At 36.4% G+C, this 25,001-nt stretch carries 37 protein-coding genes and 1 pseudogene; 33 read left to right on the forward strand and 5 right to left on the reverse strand.

The window, feature by feature from the left end; genetic code table 11:
* Window positions 1-25 precede the first annotated feature (25 nt).
* Window positions 26-763, forward strand: a complete 738-nt coding sequence (locus C7K43_RS12900) for an acyl-ACP thioesterase domain-containing protein (RefSeq protein ID WP_124007170.1) — start codon at window positions 26-28, stop codon at window positions 761-763.
* A 53-nt stretch (window positions 764-816) separates the two neighbouring features.
* On the opposite strand, the gene C7K43_RS12905 is transcribed toward C7K43_RS12900, so the two are convergent.
* Entirely contained in the window at window positions 817-1,785 is a 969-nt protein-coding gene (locus C7K43_RS12905) for an asparaginase (RefSeq protein ID WP_124007171.1), read from the reverse strand.
* Between the two features lie 247 nt (window positions 1,786-2,032).
* Between C7K43_RS12905 and C7K43_RS12910 the strand changes: the two are divergent.
* A pseudogene (locus C7K43_RS12910) lies at window positions 2,033-2,598 on the forward strand (DUF72 domain-containing protein).
* A gap of 25 nt (window positions 2,599-2,623) precedes the next feature.
* Here C7K43_RS12910 and C7K43_RS12915 read toward each other — a convergent pair.
* From C7K43_RS12915 to C7K43_RS12925, 3 genes are all read right to left on the reverse strand, one after another.
* Window positions 2,624-3,802: a tyrosine-type recombinase/integrase gene (locus tag C7K43_RS12915; protein ID WP_124007172.1), complete on the reverse strand. Its 1,179-nt coding sequence runs from the start codon at window positions 3,800-3,802 to the stop codon at window positions 2,624-2,626.
* 102 nt (window positions 3,803-3,904) lie between these two features.
* Window positions 3,905-4,699 carry an SHOCT domain-containing protein gene (locus C7K43_RS12920; RefSeq protein ID WP_124007173.1) on the reverse strand — a complete coding sequence of 265 codons (795 nt, stop codon included), beginning with the start codon at window positions 4,697-4,699 and terminating at the stop codon, window positions 3,905-3,907.
* A gap of 56 nt (window positions 4,700-4,755) precedes the next feature.
* Window positions 4,756-5,451, reverse strand: coding sequence for an XRE family transcriptional regulator (locus tag C7K43_RS12925; RefSeq protein WP_226996680.1), 696 nt, complete (start codon window positions 5,449-5,451; stop codon window positions 4,756-4,758).
* 157 nt (window positions 5,452-5,608) lie between these two features.
* Here C7K43_RS12925 and C7K43_RS12930 point away from each other — a divergent pair, with 157 nt between their 5' ends.
* The gene (locus C7K43_RS12930; protein ID WP_124007174.1) at window positions 5,609-5,854 is read left to right on the forward strand and encodes an XRE family transcriptional regulator; all 246 of its coding nucleotides are present in this window, start codon (window positions 5,609-5,611) and stop codon (window positions 5,852-5,854) included.
* 2 nt (window positions 5,855-5,856) lie between these two features.
* Entirely contained in the window at window positions 5,857-6,072 is a 216-nt protein-coding gene (locus C7K43_RS12935) for a hypothetical protein (protein WP_124007175.1), read from the forward strand.
* Here C7K43_RS12935 and C7K43_RS12940 read toward each other — a convergent pair.
* Window positions 6,064-6,297: a hypothetical protein gene (locus tag C7K43_RS12940; protein WP_124007176.1), complete on the reverse strand. Its 234-nt coding sequence runs from the start codon at window positions 6,295-6,297 to the stop codon at window positions 6,064-6,066. The genes C7K43_RS12935 and C7K43_RS12940 overlap by 9 nt on opposite strands.
* Before the next feature lie 60 nt (window positions 6,298-6,357).
* Here C7K43_RS12940 and C7K43_RS12945 point away from each other — a divergent pair, with 60 nt between their 5' ends.
* The 29 genes from C7K43_RS12945 (at window position 6,358) to C7K43_RS13085 (ending at window position 25,000) form a co-directional block, all read left to right on the forward strand.
* The gene (locus C7K43_RS12945; protein ID WP_124007177.1) at window positions 6,358-6,588 is read left to right on the forward strand and encodes a hypothetical protein; all 231 of its coding nucleotides are present in this window, start codon (window positions 6,358-6,360) and stop codon (window positions 6,586-6,588) included.
* Window positions 6,589-6,733: 145 nt separating this feature from the next.
* A complete protein-coding gene (locus C7K43_RS12950) occupies window positions 6,734-7,093 on the forward strand; it encodes a hypothetical protein (protein ID WP_124007178.1) in 360 nt (119 codons plus the stop codon).
* Between the two features lie 96 nt (window positions 7,094-7,189).
* Complete coding sequence (locus C7K43_RS12955) at window positions 7,190-7,435, forward strand: hypothetical protein (protein WP_124007179.1); 246 nt, start codon at window positions 7,190-7,192, stop codon at window positions 7,433-7,435.
* The gene (locus C7K43_RS12960) at window positions 7,419-7,901 is read left to right on the forward strand and encodes a siphovirus Gp157 family protein (protein WP_124007180.1); all 483 of its coding nucleotides are present in this window, start codon (window positions 7,419-7,421) and stop codon (window positions 7,899-7,901) included. Before C7K43_RS12955 ends, C7K43_RS12960 begins: the two co-directional genes overlap by 17 nt.
* 48 nt (window positions 7,902-7,949) lie before the next feature.
* A complete protein-coding gene (locus C7K43_RS12965; protein ID WP_226996805.1) occupies window positions 7,950-8,630 on the forward strand; it encodes an AAA family ATPase in 681 nt (226 codons plus the stop codon).
* Between the two features lie 16 nt (window positions 8,631-8,646).
* Complete coding sequence (locus C7K43_RS12970; protein WP_124007182.1) at window positions 8,647-9,138, forward strand: DUF669 domain-containing protein; 492 nt, start codon at window positions 8,647-8,649, stop codon at window positions 9,136-9,138.
* 386 nt (window positions 9,139-9,524) lie between these two features.
* Entirely contained in the window at window positions 9,525-11,363 is a 1,839-nt protein-coding gene (locus C7K43_RS12975) for a hypothetical protein (protein WP_124007183.1), read from the forward strand.
* The gene (locus tag C7K43_RS12980) at window positions 11,360-12,862 is read left to right on the forward strand and encodes an ATP-dependent DNA helicase (protein ID WP_124007184.1); all 1,503 of its coding nucleotides are present in this window, start codon (window positions 11,360-11,362) and stop codon (window positions 12,860-12,862) included. The genes C7K43_RS12975 and C7K43_RS12980 overlap by 4 nt, the downstream gene beginning before the upstream one ends.
* A complete protein-coding gene (locus C7K43_RS12985) occupies window positions 12,843-13,292 on the forward strand; it encodes a crossover junction endodeoxyribonuclease RuvC (RefSeq protein ID WP_124007185.1) in 450 nt (149 codons plus the stop codon). Before C7K43_RS12980 ends, C7K43_RS12985 begins: the two co-directional genes overlap by 20 nt.
* A 12-nt stretch (window positions 13,293-13,304) precedes the next feature.
* A complete protein-coding gene (locus C7K43_RS12990; RefSeq protein WP_124007186.1) occupies window positions 13,305-13,547 on the forward strand; it encodes a hypothetical protein in 243 nt (80 codons plus the stop codon).
* 51 nt (window positions 13,548-13,598) lie between these two features.
* Window positions 13,599-13,793 (forward strand): hypothetical protein, encoded by a 195-nt coding sequence (locus C7K43_RS12995; protein ID WP_124007187.1) that lies wholly within the window; start codon window positions 13,599-13,601, stop codon window positions 13,791-13,793.
* Window positions 13,794-13,795: 2 nt separating this feature from the next.
* A complete protein-coding gene (locus C7K43_RS13000) occupies window positions 13,796-14,116 on the forward strand; it encodes a hypothetical protein (RefSeq protein WP_124007188.1) in 321 nt (106 codons plus the stop codon).
* Window positions 14,116-14,802: a DUF1642 domain-containing protein gene (locus tag C7K43_RS13005; RefSeq protein WP_157977758.1), complete on the forward strand. Its 687-nt coding sequence runs from the start codon at window positions 14,116-14,118 to the stop codon at window positions 14,800-14,802. The genes C7K43_RS13000 and C7K43_RS13005 overlap by 1 nt, the downstream gene beginning before the upstream one ends.
* Window position 14,803: 1 nt before the next feature.
* Window positions 14,804-14,995, forward strand: coding sequence for a hypothetical protein (locus C7K43_RS13010; RefSeq protein WP_124007190.1), 192 nt, complete (start codon window positions 14,804-14,806; stop codon window positions 14,993-14,995).
* A gap of 4 nt (window positions 14,996-14,999) precedes the next feature.
* Window positions 15,000-15,206 carry a hypothetical protein gene (locus C7K43_RS13015; protein ID WP_124007191.1) on the forward strand — a complete coding sequence of 69 codons (207 nt, stop codon included), beginning with the start codon at window positions 15,000-15,002 and terminating at the stop codon, window positions 15,204-15,206.
* A gap of 18 nt (window positions 15,207-15,224) precedes the next feature.
* On the forward strand, window positions 15,225-15,446 hold the full coding sequence (locus C7K43_RS13020; protein ID WP_124007192.1) for a hypothetical protein: 222 nt from the start codon (window positions 15,225-15,227) through the stop codon (window positions 15,444-15,446).
* Window positions 15,446-15,778 (forward strand): hypothetical protein, encoded by a 333-nt coding sequence (locus tag C7K43_RS13025; RefSeq protein WP_124007193.1) that lies wholly within the window; start codon window positions 15,446-15,448, stop codon window positions 15,776-15,778. Before C7K43_RS13020 ends, C7K43_RS13025 begins: the two co-directional genes overlap by 1 nt.
* Window positions 15,775-16,761 carry a DNA (cytosine-5-)-methyltransferase gene (gene dcm / locus C7K43_RS13030; protein ID WP_124007194.1) on the forward strand — a complete coding sequence of 329 codons (987 nt, stop codon included), beginning with the start codon at window positions 15,775-15,777 and terminating at the stop codon, window positions 16,759-16,761. Before C7K43_RS13025 ends, dcm begins: the two co-directional genes overlap by 4 nt.
* A gap of 49 nt (window positions 16,762-16,810) precedes the next feature.
* On the forward strand, window positions 16,811-17,224 hold the full coding sequence (locus C7K43_RS13035; protein WP_124007195.1) for an ArpU family phage packaging/lysis transcriptional regulator: 414 nt from the start codon (window positions 16,811-16,813) through the stop codon (window positions 17,222-17,224).
* 642 nt (window positions 17,225-17,866) lie between these two features.
* Window positions 17,867-18,217, forward strand: a complete 351-nt coding sequence (locus C7K43_RS13040; RefSeq protein ID WP_124007196.1) for an HNH endonuclease — start codon at window positions 17,867-17,869, stop codon at window positions 18,215-18,217.
* A 141-nt stretch (window positions 18,218-18,358) separates the two neighbouring features.
* A complete protein-coding gene (locus C7K43_RS13045) occupies window positions 18,359-18,829 on the forward strand; it encodes a phage terminase small subunit P27 family (protein WP_124007197.1) in 471 nt (156 codons plus the stop codon).
* On the forward strand, window positions 18,822-20,573 hold the full coding sequence (locus C7K43_RS13050; protein ID WP_124007198.1) for a terminase large subunit: 1,752 nt from the start codon (window positions 18,822-18,824) through the stop codon (window positions 20,571-20,573). Before C7K43_RS13045 ends, C7K43_RS13050 begins: the two co-directional genes overlap by 8 nt.
* 13 nt (window positions 20,574-20,586) lie before the next feature.
* The gene (locus C7K43_RS13055; protein WP_124007199.1) at window positions 20,587-20,778 is read left to right on the forward strand and encodes a hypothetical protein; all 192 of its coding nucleotides are present in this window, start codon (window positions 20,587-20,589) and stop codon (window positions 20,776-20,778) included.
* Window positions 20,778-22,004, forward strand: coding sequence for a phage portal protein (locus C7K43_RS13060; protein ID WP_124007200.1), 1,227 nt, complete (start codon window positions 20,778-20,780; stop codon window positions 22,002-22,004). The genes C7K43_RS13055 and C7K43_RS13060 overlap by 1 nt, the downstream gene beginning before the upstream one ends.
* Window positions 21,994-22,551 (forward strand): HK97 family phage prohead protease, encoded by a 558-nt coding sequence (locus C7K43_RS13065; protein ID WP_124007201.1) that lies wholly within the window; start codon window positions 21,994-21,996, stop codon window positions 22,549-22,551. Before C7K43_RS13060 ends, C7K43_RS13065 begins: the two co-directional genes overlap by 11 nt.
* A gap of 29 nt (window positions 22,552-22,580) precedes the next feature.
* Entirely contained in the window at window positions 22,581-23,864 is a 1,284-nt protein-coding gene (locus C7K43_RS13070) for a phage major capsid protein (protein ID WP_124007202.1), read from the forward strand.
* Between the two features lie 68 nt (window positions 23,865-23,932).
* Window positions 23,933-24,274: a head-tail connector protein gene (locus C7K43_RS13075; protein ID WP_124007203.1), complete on the forward strand. Its 342-nt coding sequence runs from the start codon at window positions 23,933-23,935 to the stop codon at window positions 24,272-24,274.
* On the forward strand, window positions 24,264-24,593 hold the full coding sequence (locus tag C7K43_RS13080; protein WP_124007204.1) for a head-tail adaptor protein: 330 nt from the start codon (window positions 24,264-24,266) through the stop codon (window positions 24,591-24,593). Before C7K43_RS13075 ends, C7K43_RS13080 begins: the two co-directional genes overlap by 11 nt.
* Window positions 24,590-25,000, forward strand: a complete 411-nt coding sequence (locus C7K43_RS13085; protein ID WP_124007205.1) for a hypothetical protein — start codon at window positions 24,590-24,592, stop codon at window positions 24,998-25,000. Before C7K43_RS13080 ends, C7K43_RS13085 begins: the two co-directional genes overlap by 4 nt.
* The last annotated feature ends 1 nt before the right edge of the window (window position 25,001 follow it).

Raw genomic sequence — 25,001 nt, forward strand, 5'->3', positions numbered from 1 at the left:
AGTTTTTTAAAGGGGGATTTTTAGTTTGACAGCAAAATACACGATTCCACACGAAGTAGCTTCTTACGAATGTGACGTAAACGGCACGATGAAGCTTTCTACCATGATTGCCATTGTGATTAAAGTATCGGAAGAACAAAGTGAAACGTTGAACAGAGGGAATGATTTTACCCATCAATTTGGTGTCACATGGGTAATTACACACTATGAAATTTTTATTTCTCGGTTACCCAAAATGAATGAAAAAGTTCAAGTGACAACACAAGCAATGCAGTATAACAAATACTTTTGTTATCGGAACTTTTGGATTACCACAGAAGAAGGAGAAGAACTTGTTCGCATTGAATCTATCTTTTCGCTAATGAATTATACGACGCGTAAAATTAGTAGTGTAACGGAAGAAATTATTGCACCATTTGAAAGTGAAAAAATAACTAAAATCAAACGTCCTACTAAAGTTGAAGCGCTAGAAGACCCTAGAAGCGTGCCATTTCGTGTTCGTTTTTACGATATTGACAGCAATCATCATGTGAATAATTCTGTGTACTTCAATTGGCTTGTTGAGGGATTGGGTTATGAGTTTTTGACGACTTATGAACCAACACATATGAATGTCCGTTTTGATAAAGAAGTTGAATACGGTAATCAAGTTGAAAGCCAATATGAAATTGTGGATCAAGATAATGGCAAGAAAACGCGTCATGCAATTAAAATTGCGGATAAGATCTATTGTGAAGCACAAATTGAATGGCAAGAAAGATAAAAAGCATACTTGTTAACGGGAAAATTTTTCGTTAACAAGTATGCTTTTTTTGTTTAATGTTGCATAAAATCGGCCAATTCGTCTTTTGTTAATTGACGATTGTTAGCAATTAATAATTTTAATCGTGCTTTTTGACTATTAATATTAGGACAGAAAATAACGCCCATTTTCTGCAACTCAATCCCACCACCGCTATAATCATAAACCGGTTCAGCAATACCATTAAAACAACGAGAAACTAAAACGATTGGGATTTGGTTAGCTAACATTTCTTGTAAAGGAGCAATATTTTCCGGTGGTAGATTCCCCGCGCCTAAAGCCTCAATGACCAAGCCGTCTAATTGCGTGTGTGCTAAACCTTCCAATAACTCGCCGTTCATACCAGCATAAGCTTTTAAAATGGGAATTAAGCCATTTACCGAATGGATATCTGCATGTTGTGTTTTTACATTTTTTTGTAAAAATGAAATATTATTTTTATTCACCATACCAACCGGCCCCATAGAAGGCGTGCGAAAAGTTGCAACATTGGTGGTATGTGTTTTGGTTACGTAGCGTGCTGCATGAATTTCATCATTCATGACGACAAGCACCCCTTGATCTTTAGCGTCTGGTGAAGCTGCTACGCGAATTGCACTGACAAAATTGTATAAGCCATCACTACCTAATTCATTACTTGAACGCATGGCGCCAGTAAGAACAATTGGCAACCAGTCTCCGATCGTAATATCTAAAAAATAAGCCGTTTCTTCTAGTGTATCGGTCCCATGGGTAATTACTACGCTGTCAATCCCGTCTTGGTAGGCTTTTTGTATACGCTGTTTCATTTTTAGCATATGGCTAGGTGTAATATGGGGACTGGGAAGATTAAAAATATCTTCTACGATCAAATCAACATTTTCGGGTAGATCAATGGAAGCATTTAGTAAGGGATTTTCTACGTCAGGACTGATACTTCCAGTTTTTTGATCTTCTTTCATGGCGATCGTGCCGCCTGTATGTAAAACAAGAATTTGTTTCATTCATTTCGCCCCTTTCTTTTTTGTATGATCCTGTCAATTTTATCGTAAAACAAGAGGAAAGAAAACATAGCAAATCAAATTTTGTTGCGTCATCTGCTTTTTCTCTTTATAATAAATGCAACTTTAAAATAAAGAAGGGAATAAAATGATTCAAATTGGCTGTACAAGCTTTAAAGAACATACGTTTTTGACAGGTAAAAAAGAAACTAGTTTGTTTGAGTATGCTGCTCATTTTCCATTGGTGGAAATGGATACTAGTTTTTATGCAATCCCTAAACAAGCTTATGTCAAAGAGTGGTTAAAACAAGTGCCTGAAGCTTTTCAATTTATTATGAAGCTGCCTAAAGTCTTTACTAAACATGAAGAGCTTACAGGAGACACCAGCCTTACGGAACTCGCCGCAGAATTATTGGAGAGCGTACGTCCTATGGTTGAACAAGATCATTTATTTTGTTTATTAGCGCAGTTTCCGCCTTTTTTGATTGTAAGCGGGAAAATGTAGATTATTTAAGAAAACTTCGCCAATTATTTCCAGCAACTCCGATTGCTATTGAACTGCGTAATAGTAGTTGGTATGCCCCGTCTTTGGTTGAACAAACCAGGGACTTTATGCAAGAACAGAATTTTTCATTGGTGATTGTTGATGAGCCTAAAAAGTTATCAACCACGATACCTTTTGATGATTATGTGACTAATCCAGAATTCATCTTTTTCCGATTTCACGGGCGTAATGATGTAGGTTGGAATGCGACCGGACCAGATGCCAAAAGGTTACGAACCAATTATCGTTATGATAACGATAAATTAGATTAACTATAAGTGTTTATTTATCAATCTTTTAGTGCTCTGTTTTTGCTTTATTTTTAGTTTTAGGGCAAGAATAGGGCACTATTTCATTTAATTTATTTATAAGCTCTTTTTTCATCCCTTTGGTTACATGGGTGTATATATTTTCCGTTGTTTTGCTATCTTCGTGCCCCACACGGTCCATGATTGCTTTTAAAGGCAATCTCAGTTCAGCTAACATAGAAACGTGTGTATGACGTAAAATGTGGCTTGTGACAGTTTTATCCACACCAATGTTCTTTGCGGTCCTTTTTAAAGAACGATTGTAATTTGTAATATGGAGGGGGTTCCCTGTTTTTGTGGTAAATATAAATTTTCGATCATTATATTCTTTAGTTAAAGTGCGAAAAGAATTCTCGTAAATTATTTCATTCATAATTTCTATGCCTCGATCAGATAGTTCGACCACACGTTGAGAGCTTTTAGTCTTAGTTGCGGTTTGATGTCCTTCTGATGTTTTGTGGGATACATAATCTAAAGTCGAATTTACAGTGATTGAATTTCCATCGAAATCTTTTTCTTTTAAAGATACCGCTTCGCCAAATCGAACACCCGTTAGCAGCATAAATTCAGTTAGATCTGCGTTTCTTTTGCCGTATAAAGCGTTTCTTTGATAAGCAATGATTTTCTCAGCTTCTTCGTGTTCGAGATATTTTTGCTTTATTTGTTCATTTTCTTCAAATGTTGCAGGTTTTCTTTTTAAAGATATACCGCGAGCTGGATTAATTTCTAGAGGCGAATAATCAAACATCGAAATTAAAATGTTACGCATTTGGTTAACGTAATTGTATGAATAATTTTCTGTATAATATTTTTCTTCCAGAAATTCTTTGATATCCTTCTTTTTTAAATTGTCTATGATGATATCGTCTTTGAAATAATCGCGTATTTTTATAGCAGGGTATTTATAAGTCTTGAATGTACGCTCTTTGACTGTTTTAGGATATTCCGTTGCCCATTTTTGATATAAGCCACCAAAGCGCATTACTGTTTTTTGGGGCTTGTTTAACGTTTTTTCTATCTTCTCGTTTAACTTCTTCTGCGCCTTATTTTTCGCTTGATTCGACTTACTATTTAGCGTTATAGAGACCTTTTTGTATTTCTCTGTATAAGGATCCTTGTATCGTTCTCTATAGGTAAATTTCCCGTTCGGTAGTTCTTCCATCCACATTGTTTATCACTCCTATTATTGGTATAATAGGCATAGATAAGTAAGCCTATTATTTGGTAGAGGCACGCTCAATCTTTGGTCGGGGAGAGCGTGCTTATTTTTTTATGCTTCTAACAATTGCTTTTTCTTTGCTTCGAATTCTTCTTGTGTAATAATTTCGTCATCAACCAGTTCTTTTAAATCTCTGATCTGTTTTGCTAGACTATCATTCGGATTAGTCATTTCAACTTTTTGAGATGTTTCATGACCGTTTTCTGCGATAATGCCGTCTAATAATGAGCAAATTCTATAAAAATTATCGTAAGCTGCTTTTACCATCATTCCTTGCTTTGTCTCTTGTTTGATAAAATATGCTTCTAAAAAATTTCCATCTTTTAAAGCAATGTTTACACCTAACTTATCTGTATAATCAAATTGTTTTCCACCAGTAGTTGCACCCACAATCGAACCAACTCCACCAGCTAGTGCACCACCAACAACTGCACGAGTAATGCCATGTTTTTTATTTTTAGAGTGTCCTCTTTCTATTGGTGTGTATCCAACGATGTCAGAATAAGGAATGACCTCAAAAGGCTTTGTAAGTGTTTTTGGTTGCATGATTTCTTTGTCTACCGGATCGAATAAAAGCCGATCGAATAACAAGGCATCATGACTTCGAAATTTTTCTTTTGTTTGATTAATAGTTTCTTTATCTTCATCAAAATTTACCTTTTCGGCTTGATCCAATAGTTTATTAAAATCATCAAAAGTATATCTGATTTTTGCATTTGTTAAACTCTTCATTCCAACATTCTTAAACACCTTGCTGTAACACTCTTCACCGAGATATTTATTATCTTTTGTTACTACTCTTTTACTCAATGGCCCAATTTTTTTACCACATTTTGCACACTTCATTTTATTTACTCCTTTCTATTCTATAAATAAACCCAAGCAGGGAGACCCTGCAAGGATTAAAACACAACTTTACCCACAATGCGGATGTTATTATCTTCGTTTGCCAAGATATCATCGTAATCTTGGTTTAAGCTTACCAAACGTAAGTTATCCTTTTCAAGGTAAACTTTTTTAATATAAGCATTCTCGTCAATTTGTACAACCATTATCGCTCCGTTTATAGGATTTGGGTATTTCTCTACGAAAATGATTTCGCCATCTTCAAAAATTGGCTCCATACTGTTCCCAGATACCAGGAAAGCTAAGTCATAATGGCTTGGTATTTCTCCGTCAAATGAAACTGTTTCTCCATAGGTGGGTTCTAAATCTAAAATGCCTGTTCCAGCTGATACTTTTGATTGTAGATAAATGTCGTTATCTTGATATTCGCTTATATCAATAATTTTGTTTTGTTCTTCTAATTCGTGTTGTGCATAATTATATACTTTTGTTTGACGGTCGGGATTTAAGCGGTTATATATAGTAGTAATTTCTTTCGAAGAATCATACCAGCCCATTAAACTTTGAGGAGTAGTATGGAGAATTCTTGCAATTTCATTTAAAGTCTCAGTCGGCATTTTTTCTATGTCGCCTTTTTCGTACCTAAATATAGTAGATCTTGAAACTCCCAATTTATTAGCAATATCATCCGCGCTTATTTTTAGTTCTTTTCTTCTAGCTTTTATTCGTTCCCCGACTTTAATTTTAAGCACCTCCTAAGTAGTATAAACTAATTATAAAATAAAAGATGCAAAAATGCAACATTTTTAGTAGCATAAATGCAACTTTTTTATTGACAATTGAAATACAAGGGGTTATACTTGATTTAACAAGTCGCAGTAATGCGACAAAAAGCAAGGAGGTGTGAAAATGGTAGATACGAATAAGTTAAAAGGAATTATTGTCGAGCGAGGAACAACACAGCAAAATGTTGCAGAAAGTATCGGTATTAATCGAAGCACATTTTATCGTAAAATGAAAAATGGGGGAGATTTTTCGATAGGGGAAGCGCAAAAAATAGCCGAAAACGTCCCATTAACCAATGAAGAGGCTGTAGAAATTTTTTTTAGCGACAAAGTCGCATTTACGCTACAAAGAAAGAAACAGGAGGTATAGAAATGGAAAAAGAAAATAATAATGAAGAAACAAAGGAAAATACGACTGAAATTGAAGTGGGAGAACCTGGAAGATTAGGAGACATGGAAGTTGAAATATCTGTAAATACTGATGAATTGATAGAAAAAGTAGAACGGCTTCAACAATTACTTGAAGAAGCCGAACAACTAAAAAAGGAAATTGCTGAATTTCAATTTAAAACAATATTTTCATTTTAAATATTCTTCACCAGCTTTTTTATACATTTCGTTCCAGTTTTTAAACTTTGAATGATGCGAAACATACTTGTCAAATTCTCGGTTATTAGTAGGTTTGAAAGTTTTTGCAGTAACCGAACTATCATAGTTGTGAACAAAACTATCGATAGAATTGAATTTAGTATATTTTTTCATAAATTTGCTGGTAAACAAATCAGACAATTTCACTTTGATATTTTTCTTCAATTAATCACCTCCTTAGAGGTAATTATAACAAACAAAATTTAAAAAAAGGAGATGACAACCATGGAAATAACCAAAGTAACGACTATCCCACAGAAGTGGATGGAAAAATCACACGCGATGAAATATTTCGGGCTGGATGAACGAAAACCTTACTTCCAATCGCTTTTGAAAGAATTTAAAGAGGGACAGTTTTCCGATGGCTATTTAAGCCCAACATATCGCGTGGTGTTGATAGACGTTAACCGATTTGAAGATTTTCTCAAAGATAGAGAGGAGCGGAAATTTCGATGAAACCACGTACAAAAAGAATCTTAACGTTAATTATAGCGATCGCGCTCGTTTCATCATTGAATTTTTACCACAGTTTATTAATTATCGTGCCACCTTTGATAGCTTTGTTATTAAATTTGAATGAATATGACGAGGAGGTGAGCGAGTGACAATTTTAGGAAACTACGAATCAAGCGTGCGCGATCTAAATCAAGATACCATCGATAAAATTATGTATTTAGTCGCAAATCGCACAGGACGCACAGAAACGGCTGTTTTAGATGATATACGTAAAGTCTTGGATCATTTTGAGCGGACAAAGCAAAGTCTGTTAGAAGACGTGACAGGCATCGAAAGTCGTGTTGAAGATTACTTTTGGAGTAACAGCATTAAAGTATACGACCGTAAAGACACGGGCACAGCCAACTTTTTTAAGACGTCAGAAGGACAATTTGTTTTAAATCACGACGGCAATTTGTACCAAATCGTTAAAGAAGAACCGTTATTAGTACTAAAAAAAGACTGATTCCGCCGCAAACGAAATCAGTAAATAGGAAAATATTTATACAAGAAGTATACCACAAATGTGAATCTTTGGGAATGACGTACGAAAGGAGCAATCATGAAAATAAAAATAGATGACATCGGTCGCATCCATTTAATCGACGAATACAAGCCTTATGGCTCGATCATATTTGATGTGATGGACGAAAGAGTCGGCGTTTACCAAGATTCGGGCGATCCGGAAATAAGAACAGCTTTTGAACACATTGAAGAATCCGCTGAATTTGAAAAGTATGAACTGATTGATGGACTGAGAGAAATTATTGAGATATTGGAGGGGAATTATCGTGAGTACACTTTATGAACTAACAGGAAGCTATTTACAACTAATCGAAATGGCTGAAGATAACGACAGCGAAGCGATTAAAGACACGCTAGAAAGTGTAAATGAAGCAATCGACGACAAAGCAGAAAACACAGCTAAAGTCATCCGTGAATTAGAAGGCAGAAGCGAAACGAAAAAGAAAGAAGCACAACGTTTAAGAGAAAGTGCAACATCTTTAGATAACCAAATCAGAAATCTAAAAAGCTATTTACAAGAACAATTAGAACTTACAAACCGAACGAAAATTCAAGGTGAATTATTTACGGTTTCTGTACAAAACAACCCGCCTTCTGTTCACGTGGAAAACGAAAAGAAAGTGCCGTTAGATTATTTTGTTGAGCAAGATCCTAAGTTAGATAAAACACTGCTTAAAAACGCATTGAAAAATGGGAATGAAATCGATGGGGCTGAACTAAGACAACAACGAAGTTTAAGAATTAGGTGATTTTCTGTGGAAGAAAAATAAATTGAAAGGTGGTGATATGAAGTGAAAATGATGAAGGCAGAAGACATTAAACGTTTTGACAATTGGACCTGCCTCATTTACTCAGAGCCGGGGAAAGGAAAAACTTCCATGGTGAAATCCTTAAAAGGAAAAACAGTTCTTTTATCCGTTGATGGCATGTATCACGTTTTAAGTCAACAAAAAGACATTGTCATCCAAGTAATGGATCCGGACAAACCAAACCAAGACCTAGGAGATTTCTACCGATTTTTAACAAAACACAAAGACGAATACGACAATGTTGTCATTGATAATTTATCGACGTTTCAAAAATATTGGCTAAACGCCAGAGCAACTGAAACAAGAAGCGGACAACCTGAAATTAAAGACTACGGCGTTGTAAATAGGATTTTATTTGATTTTATCGCAAGTCTTAAACAACTAGAAAAAAACGTTTTGATTTTTGCTCACGAAAAGAAAGTGGATGTTGAGATGGACTCAGGTAGATCTTACACCCAATTTCAACCGGACCTCCGAAATTTAGATGCCATTATGGGGATTATCCCTATTGTAGGCAGGTTGGTCATTGTAAAGAGCGAAGAAAATCAAGAAAACGAAAGAATCATTGTATTGCAACCAACGCAATCAACAAGAGCTAAAGATCAGCTCATAAGCGACACTCAAACCATCGGACAGATGGAATTAATACCAAAATTACAACAACAATAAAAAGGAGATTTTTAATATGGGACTATTAGACACACTACAATCAGTAAAAGACGAAGGATTTGACGCAAAAAACGACAAGGTGAACCAAAGCCAAAGATTAGAGCCAGGGAACTATCCAGTACGTTTAAAATCAGCGCAAGCTGGGCAAAGCAAAGCAGGTCGAGACCAAATCGCTATTTCATTGGAAGTTGTTTCTGGGGGAAATAAAGACCGACAAGAACTTATCTTTGTATCTTTTGACGACGAACTACCACCATTTGTTTTAGAAAAAAATGGGCGAATCCTCTTAAAAATTGCAGCGATGGTAGGCGTGGAATTTACAAAAAAAGATTTAGAAGATGAATATTCTGCTTCAGAAGCTTTATCAAAAGGCGTTGGGAAACAATTTAAAATGGAATTGACGACCGCACCTAATAAAAAGAATCCAGATTTTCCATACAGAAATTATGATTTTGAACTTTTAGAGGACGCTGAAGATAGTGATGAGGATGAAGATCTTCCGTTTTAAGTTATAAAAACTTGTTACAAAACGATTTTTCACAATGTCCGAAAAATAGGCCTGAACCGTTGGGAGAGTAAGGAGGAATACATTGTTACAGAAATTGTTATAAGGTTGTTACAAAAAGCAAAATGTAACAAAAAAATCAAAGGAATTTTAAAAACTTTTGTAACTGTAACATACTTATAACATTTTTTGTAACACGAAAATCCCTTGTCGCCCAATGGACATAGCGATTTTGTTACAATGTTACACCTATAAATATATAAGTAAATAAAAGTATAAAAAAAAATATTTCCCCTCCCTTTGTAACATTCACAAAGTCGAGGAAGAAATATTGAACCGATTGCTTATTTGATTAACTTCAATATAGCACACAAAGAAGGTGAGCGCAAGTGGGAGAAATAATTTTTGATAAGTCCCGCAGAAATTTAAAAAAAGTATACAACCGAATTAATTCAACAAACTTAAACCAATATGTAAAAGCGCAAATGGAAGAAGTCTTGTTTCTGGCTATTGGAGGATACAATCGAACTTATGAATTGCTCTTAGCTATGGGGTTAAAACCAGATGAAATAGCAACTTTTTCTAATCTAAATTTATCACAACAATTTTTGAATGAAACGCATAAAAAAAGAGCCATTTATTTAAGAAAAATCAATTATGTGACTAACGTAGGGAAAAATTTTGACTTTCAATCAAAGCGTCTTGATTTAAATGTAGCCGATGGTTTTGAAGAAAATTTGATGGTTTATGAAAATGCGCAAAGGACTGTTGGAATTGGAAAAAAGAAAGAAGATTGGCAGAAGCCTAGCATAGTTGTGATGGACGATCCGTCTTTAAATTTACAATTCGAAGGCCATCGATTTAAGTATGAAACAAAGATTGGGTTTGCTCAAGTAAGGAATAGAAATGCGACTCCTAGTGATATTGTCCAAGAAATAAAACCAGTGGATGAAGCTAAAAATATGATGTTTGCCATGTACCAAGAGAACATGGTGGATGAAGCCGAAATACTAGATGGACTAAATCGACTAAGAGAATCTGTGCATTTACAACTAAAAGACGATTGGGCAATGAACCCAACTGAGTATAAAAAGATTTTGGGTTCAAACAAGCTGGCAACACGTTTGAAAGAAATAGATGAATTAGGAATTTATCAGTTAAAAACAAACAAAAGAATCGGATATAAAAATGCACGATGGGTGATTATCCCTGACAAGGCATTTGAATTTAAAGGGTTTGACTATAAGGACGAAAAAGATCTCTTTAATGAAGAGTTGGAAGCAGAAGAAAACGAAGAACAAGCTTATATCCAAGAACAGGAAAGTAAATTGAATGAAATCCTATCGATCGAGTTACCGTTTAATATCCGACAAGGGGTAATAGGCAAACAACTTAATTCGTCTATGGCTTCTTTGCAAGGATTCTTAGAAGACGTGGATGACATCGAAAAAGAAAAAATCAATGGACTTGATTTATTAGACGGTGCGACTACAGAAGAAGAATATCACACGATTAAACGCAACAATTTGGCTTATTACATTGATGGAAATTTCAAAAACAACGAACGAAGTGACAAAAATTATTTGGGTGGACGTCGTTTAATCAGTATCGACGTAGATGATGATAATTCCTCTTATGAACGTGAGCAAGTAGAAGAAACAGTAGAAGAACAGGGATTGTTTGCACTTGTTTATCCTACAGCAAAATATTATTACAACGGAGCAAAACGTTGGCGCATTGTACTAATGGCTGACGAAGAAATGGATAAAGAGCAATACAAGCAAACGGTAACTGGTGTAGCAAATATGTTTGGTTTAGAAATTGATGAAGCGAGCAAGAAAGTTTCTCAATTAATGGGGTACCCACTAGTTAAAGATGATGTTTCTGTGATTTCTGGTTCGATGGTAAACGTGCACCAATTTTATGTAGAACCAAAACCAAAAGCAAAAAATGTTTTACCAATGAATAAAGTAACAAGCAGTAACAAATCAGTGGCTGACTTCGAACATCCACAAGCTAAGCTTTTAAAACAAGCATTAAATGAGGGCGTACCAGAAGGCAAACGTAACGAAACGTATTATCAAATATCTATGTACTTACGCGACACCTTAGATAACCCAGATATGGCTGTGTGGCACGATGAGGCAGCCGAATTGATTGAAACGATGAAAGAGCAGGCGGAAGCTGACGGACTACCAGAAAAAGAAATTGAGGTGATATTCCGATGAATTTTAGCAAGGCATTAATTGCGAACATTGAACGAACCTATACGTATTCTTTTGCTAAAAACAATTTTATGTATCCTGGTGCTGCCGATGGCTACGATCCAGTAGATTTTTTTATCAAGCAACTACATTTATCAAATCCATTTAAAATATTCATGGAATTGGAACGAGTTGCTTATAAGTCAGCTCTTAATTATTTAAACAAATACGAGATTCCATACACTAAAGAGCAGCAGCGTAAAGCTAGAATTTATAGCGACATCACAGAAAAGATGCAAGCGTGTCGATCTGATTATGTTTCTGAATACATGGAGGATCTCGATGATTTAAAAGATACAGGCATCGTTATATGCAAGCCGAAATACACCATGACAACCGAAGAAACTTTATATGTTACCGAAGAACTCGAAAAGCTCCCTAAACACAAGAAAACTTTTAACGTTGTTTACGACAATTCTGTTCCAGCCCTTTTGAAAGAAAGTGAAGAACAATATAGTGCTTTGCGAAATTGTTTAACTAATCATATTTCTTGTTTGATTGGAGGCGCAGGAACGGGGAAGAGTTTTTTAACTGCTTCTATTGTCCATCAATTGCAAAAAAATAATAAAGAAGTGGTTGTTCTTGCTCCAACACATAAAGCCAAAGAAGCTTTACAAGAAAAATTGGACGAGGAGAAAGTCAATGTAAAAGTCCGCACCATCCATAGCTATGTTCACAAGCCGGTTGGATGCCAGGTAATTGTCATTGATGAAAGCGGAATGCTATCAACACCCTTGTTTTATCAGCTTCTTATGAGTTATGCCAACCAACAACTTATTTTTGTAGGAGATAAAAATCAAATCCCTCCTGTAGAATATGGGCGACCTTTTGAAAAAATTCAACAGATGTTTCCGACATTTGAATTAAAAGCCAACCGTAGATCAGGTGCAAGAGACATTATTGCTTTAGGGCGCGAAATATTAGGCATACCACAAAATGCAAATATGCCGAAACCACACATTGAAATAGCGTCAAGTTCACAAGAAGCTTTTCGAAAAGGAGCGGAAGTGGAACTCACTTATAGAAACAAAGATGTTGAACAAATCAACGAAGAACAACGCATAAAAAATGGCACACCGACAATTTCCCCAAAAATGAGTGTAGGGGATGTGATAGTAGCCAAAACAAACGACCAAAAACGTCACTTTTTCAACGGGCAAATTTTTGAAATGGTTAGCCCAAATGCAGCACAAAAGAAAAATAGTTCTGACGCCGTTATTTTTAAAACACAAAAAGATTTGGAAATGAATTTTGATTTAGCTTATGGATTGACCATTCACAAGTCACAAGGCAGTGAGTGGGATGTGGTTGCTTATCAACCGAGCGAATTAGACACACAAAACCTTGCTTATGTGGCAGTCACACGAGCTAAGAAGAAACTCATTATTGTTGGAGATAAGCTCAAAACAGAATATAAAGCAGAACGGAGATGGCAGCATATAGATGAACTTAATAGCATTTGATCAGTCAACAACGAACACTGGTTGGTGCGTAATGGAAATGGGGAGCTCAAAAATTATAGGCTATGGAGCTATCCACCCAACCGGTGTAACAAACGAACGAATACGAGTCACTATTAAAAAGTGCATGATGCTATGTAAAAAATTCGATGTGGCTTTTGTTTATATCGAAGGTATCCAAGTACAGCGCAACCCAAAAGTGTATGAAATTTTAGCAAAACTTGAAGGCACACTTGAAATTTGTTTAGAAGAAAAAGGTTACTTTGTAAACATTGTCAAAGCGGCAGAGTGGCGGAAACGCATAGGCATAAAAAATAAAAAGCGTGACCTTGTAAAAGCTGAAGCCATAGGCATGGTAAAGGACCTTTACGAGTTAGAACCATCAGAAGACGAATGTGAAGCAATACTTTTTGCCAAAGCATTCTGTGCGTAGGGAGGCAAACAAATGAAAACAGAAGAGTTTAAACAACAAGTACAAAACTTAGGATACAAAACAATAGATGGATCATCAGACGGCAAAAGAGTCACGCAAGTACACATACTAGATAACGAAATCCTTATTGCCAAAGTATCTACTATGATTCAATACAGACTATCGACCATGAATAACAAAATAGGAAAGAGACACAGCGAATTATTTGATTTATTAGTTACTTATGCAAAAACACCAATAAAAAATAGGAGTTAAACCAAATACCGTCAATAAATTGGGAAATAAAATTAAAAGCGAGGACTTGTAATGACGATTAAAATATACAGTGACTATGAAGATTTTAACATTGCTGTTGATGAAGTTAACAGATTATATAGAACATGCGACACAGAGTCCGCAAGAAAATTAAAAGAGTACAAAGGGGCGACAGTTTACTACTGCGCTCAGATTGCACAGAAAGTTCAAGATTTAAATTCTTTAGGTTATGAGGAGGCGAAGTAAACATGCAAGAAACGGAATTAGAAAAATTGGAGCGATTAGCTTATATAAAAGATGAAGTCCCTAGTTATTATGAAGATTGGAAAAGGCTAAGAGACAAGCTCTTTAATGACAAGGAAACAAGAGAGTATGCCACGAGGAATTTACCTATATGGGTATTTTTCCCGAGCGGCGAAGATAAGGTGTATGCATCCAAAACGGATGTGCGTGAAAAAATAGGGGTTAATTTTCGTACACTGAGCGCTTATCTTGATAAAGATAAGCCAGTGAGCCGCGGAAATGCCAAGGGATGTTACTTTTACAGTTTGCCAAAGGAGGAAAAGTGATGGATAAACAGGAAATTATTGAATTTATTGATAATTCTATATGTCGCACATATGAGAATATAAGAAGTTCTGATATCGACAACGCAGAGGAACAAATTGCGTTAAACAATTCACTGATTAAAAAATACCTTTATCAATTAGACGAACCAGAAATAACCATAGGGGAAGCGTGGGGGAAAATCGCAGAAGAATATCCGTATACTCCAGGCGAATTATCTTCTTTCCTTAACAAATTTCTAATACATGGTAACCCAGAAAAGGTAGAGATACCACAATTTGTGGCGGATTGGATAGAGCGTATAAAAATAGATGACGGTGCAGTAGCAGACATAACGGGAGGAGACATATTTAGAATAATAGTAGACATGAGTGAAGTTTCGGCTTTTAATCCTGCCAGCAATATTCATTTTAATGACTATGAAATTACAGATGAGCTTGTTAACTACTGTAATGGGCATGAAATGGAGTTTTTGAAGGCTTTAATTAATGGCTACACAGTCAATAAAGAACCTATGTGGGTGGTTAAAAGCGCGCAAGGTAGTGGCTACCTGATTGATTATAAATTACGCACTGACAGTGAAATATTGAATGCTTCAAAAAATAACGCTTATCAATTTGATGATAAACAAAAAGCCGAAGCCGTCGCAACATTAGTTGGTGGCACGGTCGAAGAATGGAGTGAATGAAGTGAGAATGAATGAAAGAAAATATTATGTAAAAGTCGGGAATATGTATTTCCAACGTTTTGATGAACTGGATGCTATCTTTATTGTTGATGACCAGCCTGGGGCAAAAATTGGAGCTTCAAAGCTTGACAAAAGCAAAGCGGAAGATATAGCAAAAGTTTTAGGGGTAGAAACTGAACTGGTAGAGGAGTGACGGCATGAGTTTTTGGGTGTTATGGCCAATCGTATTTTGTGTAATTGTGGCGATAGTTTTTATAGCTGCTTGGGGATTGTTAAAAATATATGATATCGCAGAAAAATTTGACTTAGATGGCTGGGCAATAGTGGAATCATTTTTTTGGGGAGTAGCAATATTAGCTTTTGCTGCAATCGTTGCTCAAGGTATAGCCATCGGTAAGTTTTAAAGAAAGGAAGGGGTTGAAATGCTAGGCGATTGGATAATTGAAACCCAAGAATTTTTAAAAAATTTATGGATTGCTACCAAAAATACAGCGAGAGAAAACACCTGCTTGCATGACTACAAACTAGTAGAGCCAAAAATTTCAGGAGAAGCAAAGTATAAGATAAACGGAGGAATGTATATGGTGCCAGTCTGGTATACAAAGGAAGAATACCACTGCAAAAAATGCGGGAGGGTCAAGTGATGAGCAAATTATTAGAAGAAGCACACCGTTTAGAAGATGAGGCGCTAGATGCCCTTTACAATAGCTACAAAATGCCCTTTGAAGATGGATACTTTCAGGGCGTGGAAGATATGCGAAAGCTAATTGAAAAGTATGAGAAGCCACAATTGACGGAGGAACAGGAAAAGATCTACAGAGCACTAACATTGGTGTATGAAGACAAGGATGAAATGCACCCTGAAGATCTTAGTAATATTATCAATACAATAAATATAGTGATTAATTTCTATGTAGGTAAGGATCGAAACCTTATCCCAGCGCTAAATAAATTTCTGGAAGAGGTGGAAGAATGAAACTCGAATATAGAAAAAAATTTTTTGATGATTTTGAAAATAAAACGGTACGTTTTATTGACTTATTTGCTGGAATTGGTGGTATTCGTTTAGGTTTTGATGATGAAAATACAGAGTGTGTTTTTAGTTCCGAGTGGGATAAATTTGCACAACAAACTTATGAGGCTAATTTTAGAGAAAAGCCAGCAGGAGATATTAAACAAATAAAAGCTAGTGATATTCCAAATCATGATGTTCTCTTAGGCGGGTTTCCGTGCCAACCTTTTTCCAACATAGGTAAAAGAAACGGATTTTCGGATGAGAATCAAGGAACATTATTTTTCGATATATTAAGGATATTACAATATCATCAACCATCTATGTTTTTATTAGAAAATGTACCAGGAATCCTAACAATCGACGGCGGAAAAACATTTGAAGTAATTATGGAATCTCTAGAAAATGCTGGTTATAATGTTTTTTATGATGTTTTAGATGCTAAAAATTTTGGTTTAGCACAAAATAGAAAACGTGTCATTTTTGTTGGTTTTCATAAAGGTTTAGGAATTGATGAATTTATTTTTCCGAAAGGTAATAATCTCCCTAATCAATATGCCAAAGATATTATTGAAAAAGATGCTGATCCAGTGCGTTATTCAATTTCTAAAAACCTTCAAAAAAACTATCTATTTAAGAAAGATGATGGAAGACCTCAAATTATCGATGAAAATTCTGAGTTTCAAGTAAAAACATTAGTTTCTACATATCATAAAATTCAAAGATTGACTGGTACATTTGTTAAAGGTGGTGAAACAGGTTTAAGATTGATGTCCGAATTAGAATGTAAAAGGATTATGGGTTTTCCTGATGACTATATTATACCTGTGTCTAGAACCCAAATGTATCGTCAAATGGGGAATTCTGTTGCCATTCCTGTAATTAAAGAAGTAAGCAATGAAATGAAATATTTATATGGTAAAGTAAAAAAACGTTCAGCCCCTTAGCTAAACGTTCACACATATAACTATATTATAACATAAGGGAGCGGTTTTTTTGGGACTTTTACGGGACGTTGATTTTAACCAAACACGAGAAAATGCAAAAGACACACTAGCCAATTACAGACGTTTACAGCGAATCACGGGACAGTCAAAGATCGATATTAAGTCGCCTATCATTACAGATATGCCAAAGGCGCCATCTAATGGCAATAAAGCGGAGGACGCATTATTACAGATTGTGGATGCAGAGGGCGAGCTTAATGCAATCGTCGCTGGGCTTATGGCACTGCCTTTAACATCAAGAGCCGTTCTTTACTACTCTTTTTGTGATAAAGAGCGGTGGACGAATGATTTGATTGGGATGGAAATCGGATATTCAGAGCGACAAGTAAGACGCGTGAAAGAAGATGCTTTAACCGAATTTGCAGAAGCATACAAAAAAGGTAAGCTTATTTCCTATAAATAAAATGTCCGTTTTTTGTCCGCTTTATGTCCGACATAATCTGATTTTAGGTGGTATATTAGTAGTATCGAATATTGCATATAGGCAGACGTTAAAAGCAATATCGGTATGGGGCTTTTAGCTACTTTTGTTGGCTGCGGAAACAGTTAGCAAAGACATCTATGCAATGGGTAAATACAACAGTGGTGGCATAGCATCACTGTGATACATAACAAAGGCTACTCACATTGTTGGGTAGCCTATTTATTATGAGGTGTCCCATGTTTTACTACTACATACAATTAAACCGGCTACCAATACATAACCCAGATGTTAGACAGTCCACGCTATATCCTAACTACTCACTGCTAGAGTGTCACTGTGGATTGGCTGACAATGATATAGACAATTATAAGTTGATCTTTATTGGTAAAGGTTTCATCAAAGATAAACATATTCAAAACAATATAAATAAAATTGTTGAGAGATTGAAGTGAAAGATTATTCGTTTTAATCAAATAAATATATTTAACAAACAAATAAATGATTCACATTTAAATAAATCTTTCCGATTGATTCATTCTTTTGTTCATCAATTTAATTATATAAAAGTAATTTATTTTATTTCTCGTTCTAAATATTTATTTGAAAGAAGTTGAATTCATTTTGTTTAAACAACCAAAAATAAGATTAGGAAATAAATCATATACAGAAGACGAGTTGCAAGAGTATAGGAAAGCCAATGGTAAAAGGTATAACCGAAGCGTTAGGCAAAATGGTTACAATACCGAATATACTGCCTTTTACCACACTCCAGCGTGGCGCAGGTTGCGTCAACAAGTCTTAATGCGAGATGACTATCTGTGTCAGCATTGTTTAGCCAAAGGAATTGCGAATGACAAAAATTTACTTATCCATCACAAAACAGAATTGAAACAAGATTGGTCCAAAAGACTGGACATGGAAAATTTAGAGGCAGTTTGTTTTTCCTGCCACAATAAAATTTATAAAAAATAAAAAATAATTTTTAAAAAAATATTTTGCCAGGGCTTAAAAAATCCCCCGGCCTTTTCTGATCAGTTCGTTAACGAGCCGAACTTATCTGTGACCAAAATCCCAAAAAAATAATTCCCAAAACCGCGTATAGGAGGTGATTACATGGCTAGACCTAGAAAATTAAACGATGCAAAGCAAGGACACCGCACAAAAGCGGAGTTAGAAGCCGCTGAACTACAAGAAAATACGTTAAACACCTATGATCAAATCAATGTGGATGATGTACCAGAGGATTTGAACGGAATAGCTCAAAAAGAATGGCTGCGAATCGTACCTTTAATGTCTCAACTACCAATTGCTGAACTAGATATGGTTATGGTAAAAAATTATTGCCAGTTGGTGGGCATGCAAGAGGAAGCTTATGCGGATATTCAACGGGTAGGAACCTATGACCCCAGCGAAAATAAGCGCACAGGACCTTATTTAATCTATATGGATTGTCACAAAGAACTAAAATCCGTATGTAACAAGCTAGGTTTAACGATTGACAGCCGTATGCGCATTGTTGTACCTACCGAAAGCGAAGAAAAACAATCAGTATATGATCAATTCGGTGTTGATGACGATGACTAGCGTAAAAATCCCAAAGGCATACGAAAAAATGCTTGATATCCCAGATGAATACAAAGACGATTCTTATAAATATTGCGTCATGGTTTTATCAGGTACTTATATGGTGGGCGATAAAGCTAAAAAAGCTTGTGTGCGTCACTTAAAAGATATTCACCGGTCACTAGAAGATCCCAGTTGGAACTATGTTTATAAACCGAAGCGTGCAAAAAAGGTGATTAAGTTTATTGAAGTGCTTCCAGATACCAAAGGACGTGTAAATAAGCTAGGATTGTTCCAAAAATTTATCGTTGCAAGCGTCCGTGGGTGGTTTACGAAGGATACAGATATGCTGCGCTTCCGAAAGGGTTTCATTTCGGTTGCTAGAAAGTCAGGAAAATCCTTATTGGTTTCCGGCTTAGTTTTGTATGCTTTCCTTTTTGACAAAGAACCCGCAGAAGGACGACAATTATTTTGCGCTGCTAATGATAAGAAACAAGCGAGCATTGTTTTTAATATGGTGGCTAAACAATTGATGTATTTTGTTTCTAAAGTTCCAGAATTAAAGAAAGATGTTAAGAAAGTACGGGAACTATTACAAAATACAGGCGATGATTCTTATGTTATGCCTTTGTCACGTGATACAGGCGCAATTGATGGTTTCGAACCGTTTCTGGCTGTTATTGATGAGTACCATGCAGCCAAAACAAACGAAATGTTAGAACTTATTGAATCTGGGCAAGGAAACTTACGGCAAAGCTTAATCTTTATCATTTCTACGGCTGGCTTTAATCTAAATGCGCCCATGTATACGGACGAGTTCCCTTACGCTAAAGATATACTCGACGAATCTTACGATGATCCAGAATATTTTGCCGTTATCTACGAGCAAGACTCCGAAGATGAATGGCAAGATTCTTCCACGTGGGCAAAATCGAATCCACTAATCAACGAATCGGACGAGTTGAAAGAGCAAATCGAAACATTTTTAGAAAAACGTGTGACTGAAGCAACGAAAAAAGGCACAATGTTTCGAGTGTTGGTTAAAAACTTTAATTACTGGATGCAAGCCAGCGAAGAATCTTATTTAGATTTTAACGACTGGAATAAAAATGAAACAGATTTTGATATCACAGGCACAAAAGTTTATATCGGATTGGACTTATCCCGTGCCGATGACTTAACAGCTTTATCTTTCATCCATTTAGACGAAGCGGACAAGCAATATTATGTCACGTCACATTCATTTGTAGGCACAAAAGGGGGTCTACAAGGAAAGATAGAACGTGACCTTATCGACTACCGACAATTAGCAAAAGACGGATACTGCACTATCACAGACTTATCTAGTGGCATTATTAATACCAATCAAGTGTTAGATTATATCGAATGGTATGTAAAAGAATATGATTTAGACGTCCAAGCGATTTGCTATGACCCTTATGCCATTCATGGCGTCTTAGCTGAAATGGAGCGTCGAGGATGGTATTACGATCTGCGCGAAATCAGGCAAGGAATACAGACACTATCCAGCCCGATAAGTGACTTTAAGTTAAAAATAATCAATGGCGATGTTAAACACCATAAAAACCCGCTCCTTGATACTGCTGTTAAAAATGCTATTGCAAAAAATGTCAATGATTCGATTATGATTGATAAAAAAATGAACCGCGAAAAGATTGACCCACTTATGGCAACCATATTTTCATATGTGCTTGCTTGTGAATATGAGTGGGATGCAGAAACGTTTATGCCAATGTTTTTATAGGAGGTGTTGCATTTTGAATAAAATTTTATACGCATTAATTATGGTCATTGTTGCCTTGTTTGGGCTCGGTGGCTTTTTGTATGGTTTATATATGATGTGGGAACCATTAGCTTATATTATTGGTGGCATTATCCTTGTTGGTATTGCGATTGCTATGAATCAACTTTATGCCCCGTCTGATAGTGACAAAGGGGGTGAAAAATAATGTCATTGCTTGATTTAGGATTTAACAACAAACAAGGCCGTATGAATCGTGATTTAGAAAGATTGCTGTATTGGCAAGAACACGGTACGCACGCCAGTTATACAGGGATTCACGCCTTGCGTAACAGTGATGTGTTTACGGCTGTACGTATTATTGCAGCTGATGTTGCCAGCACAAAGCTAAAAATAAAAGGTCACGAAACGAATATGGTCATGAATGATGTCCTTGACTTGTTTAACAATAATCCGGATTCAGATTTGCCGGGTTGGCATTTTAAATTCATCATCATTGCAAATATGCTTCTTAACGGACAATCATTTGTCGAAATTATAAGAGATGATAACAACTTCCCTACTGGATTTCGCTTTCTGCACAACGACTTAGTGGGACTAGAAGAAAAAGACGGAGAAATTATTTATAACGTGAGCGAAGATATCAACGGGAATGCTGTAAAGATAACCAGCGATGATGTTTTGCATTTTAGATACATCACATTGGATGGTTATGTAGGTTACAGTCCGTTGTATTCGTTGGCGCATGAGATTGGTATTTCACAAGGTTCAAAAAGCTTTTTGCGTAATTTTTTTGACAATGGTGGTACTTCCACATCCGTTTTAAAATACCGAAAAGGACAAATTAACGACGAACAGCTAAAAGATTTGAAAGAAAACTTTGCGAACAGTCAGTTAAAAAACAATGGTGGGTTAGTGGCAATTGATGACACCATGGAATTTAGCCGTCTGCAAATCCCAACGGAAGTGCTGAACTTTTTAAACAGCTATAAATTTAGTACAAACCAAGTGGCAAAAGCATTCGGGTTGCCAGTGTCAAAATTGGGAATTGAAACGGTTAATACCTCCATTACACAAGCTAACCTGGAGTACCTACAAAGTACGTTAGACCCGATTTTTAAATCGATGATTGCGGAAATGGAAACGAAAATATTTAAAAACATTGATTCAGGCTATGAATTGGAATTTGATTCATCACGACTGGTTGATATTGACCCAGAACTGAAATTGCAACGTGTGATGGAAATGTTGAGCAAAGGGTCTATTTCTGTGGACGAATCAAGAAGTCCATTTGGTTATGCACCTATTGAGGACGGAAACGGTAAAGAGCCGCTGATCGATTTAAATAAAGCGCCATTGTCAGCGCTCAAAGACTACCAGCGTGCGAAAATCAAAAATGATTCCCCTAAAGGGGGTGATGTGAATGACGAATAGTCGCGTTGATGTCGGTCAAGAAGATATGGTGATCGAGGGATACGCAGCCTTATTTAATACGTTGAGCGAGGACTTAGGAGGTTTTCGTGAAGTTATAGCTCCCAATGCTTTTGATAACGTAGATATCGAAGACACAAAGGGATTGATTGATCACAACTTTGGCCAGATTATCGGACGGACAAAAGCTGAAACGTTAGAACTTGATGTGGATAAAAAAGGATTGCATTTTAAATGCCGTCTTCCAAATACGTCTTACGCGCGCGATATTTACGAAAGCATCAAGGTGGGGAATGTAAACAATTGCAGTTTTCGTTATACGTTGCCTAAGGGAAACCAGAACGCAAAAACATGGACGCGTGAAAACGGCGAGTATGTACAAACAATAAACAAAATAGATGAATTAATCGAAATAAGTATTGTCACTGTGCCTGCTTATAAAGACACCACCGTGGAAGTCGCCCAACGTGCAAAAGATTTCGAACGAATGAAAGAACTAGACAAATTGAATATTGAATTAGAACTAGAAAGTCTGAGGTTAAACACCTGAGGCTATTTTTTATAAGGAGGAATTAAAGCATGAGCAACTTAGAAGATCGCAAAAAGGCAATCAATGATCTGATTACCAAAGCGAAAGAAGCAGTTGAAAAAGGCGATTTGGAAACTGCAAGAAGCTTAAAAGCTGATGTTGATGCTGCTAACAAAGAATATGAAGAACTTGAACACTTAGCAAAAGAAATTGAAGAATCAGCACCAGAAAAAGAAGAAACCGAACAAGAACCACCTAAGGAAGAAGAGCCAGAAGTCACAGATAACAAGGAAGAAGAACCAGAGGACAAGCCGGAAAGTGAAGACAAGTCCACTGATGAAGAACCTCCAGCTTCTGAAACCGAAACCGAAAAGGTGGAAGAACCAACTGAAGAAGATTTAGAAAAAGAAAAAAAGAAAAAGAAAAAAGAGGGAGCGAAAAGAAATATGTCGAAATTAAACCCAAGCGCTGAAACAAACGAAGAAGTATTGGCATTTGAACAATACATGAAATCTAAGGGGGCAAAACGTGACAACGTGAAGTCTGATGATGCAGGTGTCACAATCCCTGAAGATATCCAATATATTCCAGAAAAAGAAGTCAAGACTGTACAAGACTTATCCCAATTAGTGCAAAAAACTTCTGTAAATACACCATCTGGAAAATACCCAATTTTAAAACGTGCAAATGCAAAATTTAACACCGTGGAAGAATTGGAAGAAAACCCAGAATTAGCAAAACCGGATTTCGAAACAATCAAATGGGAAGTTTCAACTTACCGTGGTGCGATTCCAATTTCACAAGAAGCATTGGATGACTCAGTTGCAAACTTAACGTCTATTGTCTCAGAAAATATCAATGAACAAAAAATTAACACATTGAACGAAAAAATCGGTGCAGTGTTAAAACAATTTAATCCAACGACTATTTCTGACGTGGATGACTTAAAAGAGATTGTTAACGTAAAACTTGATCCTGGATATGATCGTCAAATCATTGCGACACAAAGCTTCTACCAAAAATTAGATACTTTAAAAGATGGCAAAGGTCGTTACTTGTTGCAAGATGGTATCGTAGCTACTGCTGGTAACACTGTCCTAGGTATGAACGTAACAGTCGTACGTGATGATTTGCTTGGCGAAAATGGCGATGCTTTGGCATTTATCGGAGATGTAAAACGTGGTGTGCTATTTGCTGATCGTACAGATGTATCTGTGCAATGGATTGAAAACAATATCTACGGTAAATACTTGATGGGTGCTTTCCGCTTTGACGTCAAACAAGCAGATCAAAACGCTGGGTACTTTGTCACTTTTGAAGATACACCCTCATAGGCCCCAAAACGTCGTAGTTGATACCAACGCAAAATCTGTATCCATTACGGCAGAATAGGGGTGATGAGATGTTACAGATTGATAATGTGGATTCGATAAAAAAAGCGATTCGCGTAGACCATGATTTTGATGATGATTTAATCATGCAAATCTATTTACCTGGGGCAATTAACGAGGTTAAAACGGCGGTCTCTTTAAAAAAAGAAGACGAACCTTTTTATGAAAATAATCCAACATTTAACTTAGTCGTGTTAAACACAATTGCCCATCATTATGATAATCGCTCAATCACATCCAACGAGCAGGCATTTGAAATTCCTGCTTCTTCTGCGAAGTTAGTCCATACATTAAGAGGTAATCTTGCTGATTGGCGTAAGAAAAACATCGAGGTGATAGCCGATGAATCTTAACCAGTTAGACTATAGGATTACTTTTTATGTCGTTGACGACGATGGCCCCGAAGCGGGAATGGTGGAATGGTCTGAGCTTTACAGTTGTTTTGCAGGGCTTTATGAACCCACACAAAAAGATGTACAGCTGGGAAACTTAGAGCTTAGCAAAAAGTCCGTCACATTAAACATTCGAAATGCACGACCTCAATTTATCCCAAGTGTTCGGCATGTTTTTGAAATCGAAAATGGGATATATAAAGGGTTACTTTTTAATGTCAAAAATGTAGCTCCGGCTAAAACTGACGGATATATCAAAGTGGTGGGTGAAGAGCAATGAAAGCAACGTTACGTGGTGAAAAAGAGTTGCAGAAAGAGCTTGAACGTCGTTTAGGTAAACGCAAGATGTTAAATATCACGGATACGGCGCTTATCGCTGGTGGCGAAAAAATCGCTTCTATCATTGAAAACGATATGTACAGCGCGAAAGGCCGAGGTACAGGGAAGTCCGCTCGTGCAACAAGCGTATCTAAGCCTGAATGGTTAGGAAAAACAAGAATGGTAAAAATTCATTGGAACGACGGTAGCGGACGTTTTCGGATCATTCATTTGAATGAATATGGTCACTTTGATAAAGCCGGCAAGTGGGTGAACCCTACCAGTAAAGGTGTCATTGAAAACGCCATGCGTAAAGGCAGAGAAACTTATTTCGCAACGGTGAAATCAGAGCTAGCAAAGAGGGTGTAGC

The sequence above is a fragment of the Tetragenococcus koreensis genome (assembly GCF_003795145.1).
In the GTDB taxonomy this organism is placed as follows: Bacteria; Bacillota; Bacilli; order Lactobacillales; family Enterococcaceae; genus Tetragenococcus; species Tetragenococcus koreensis.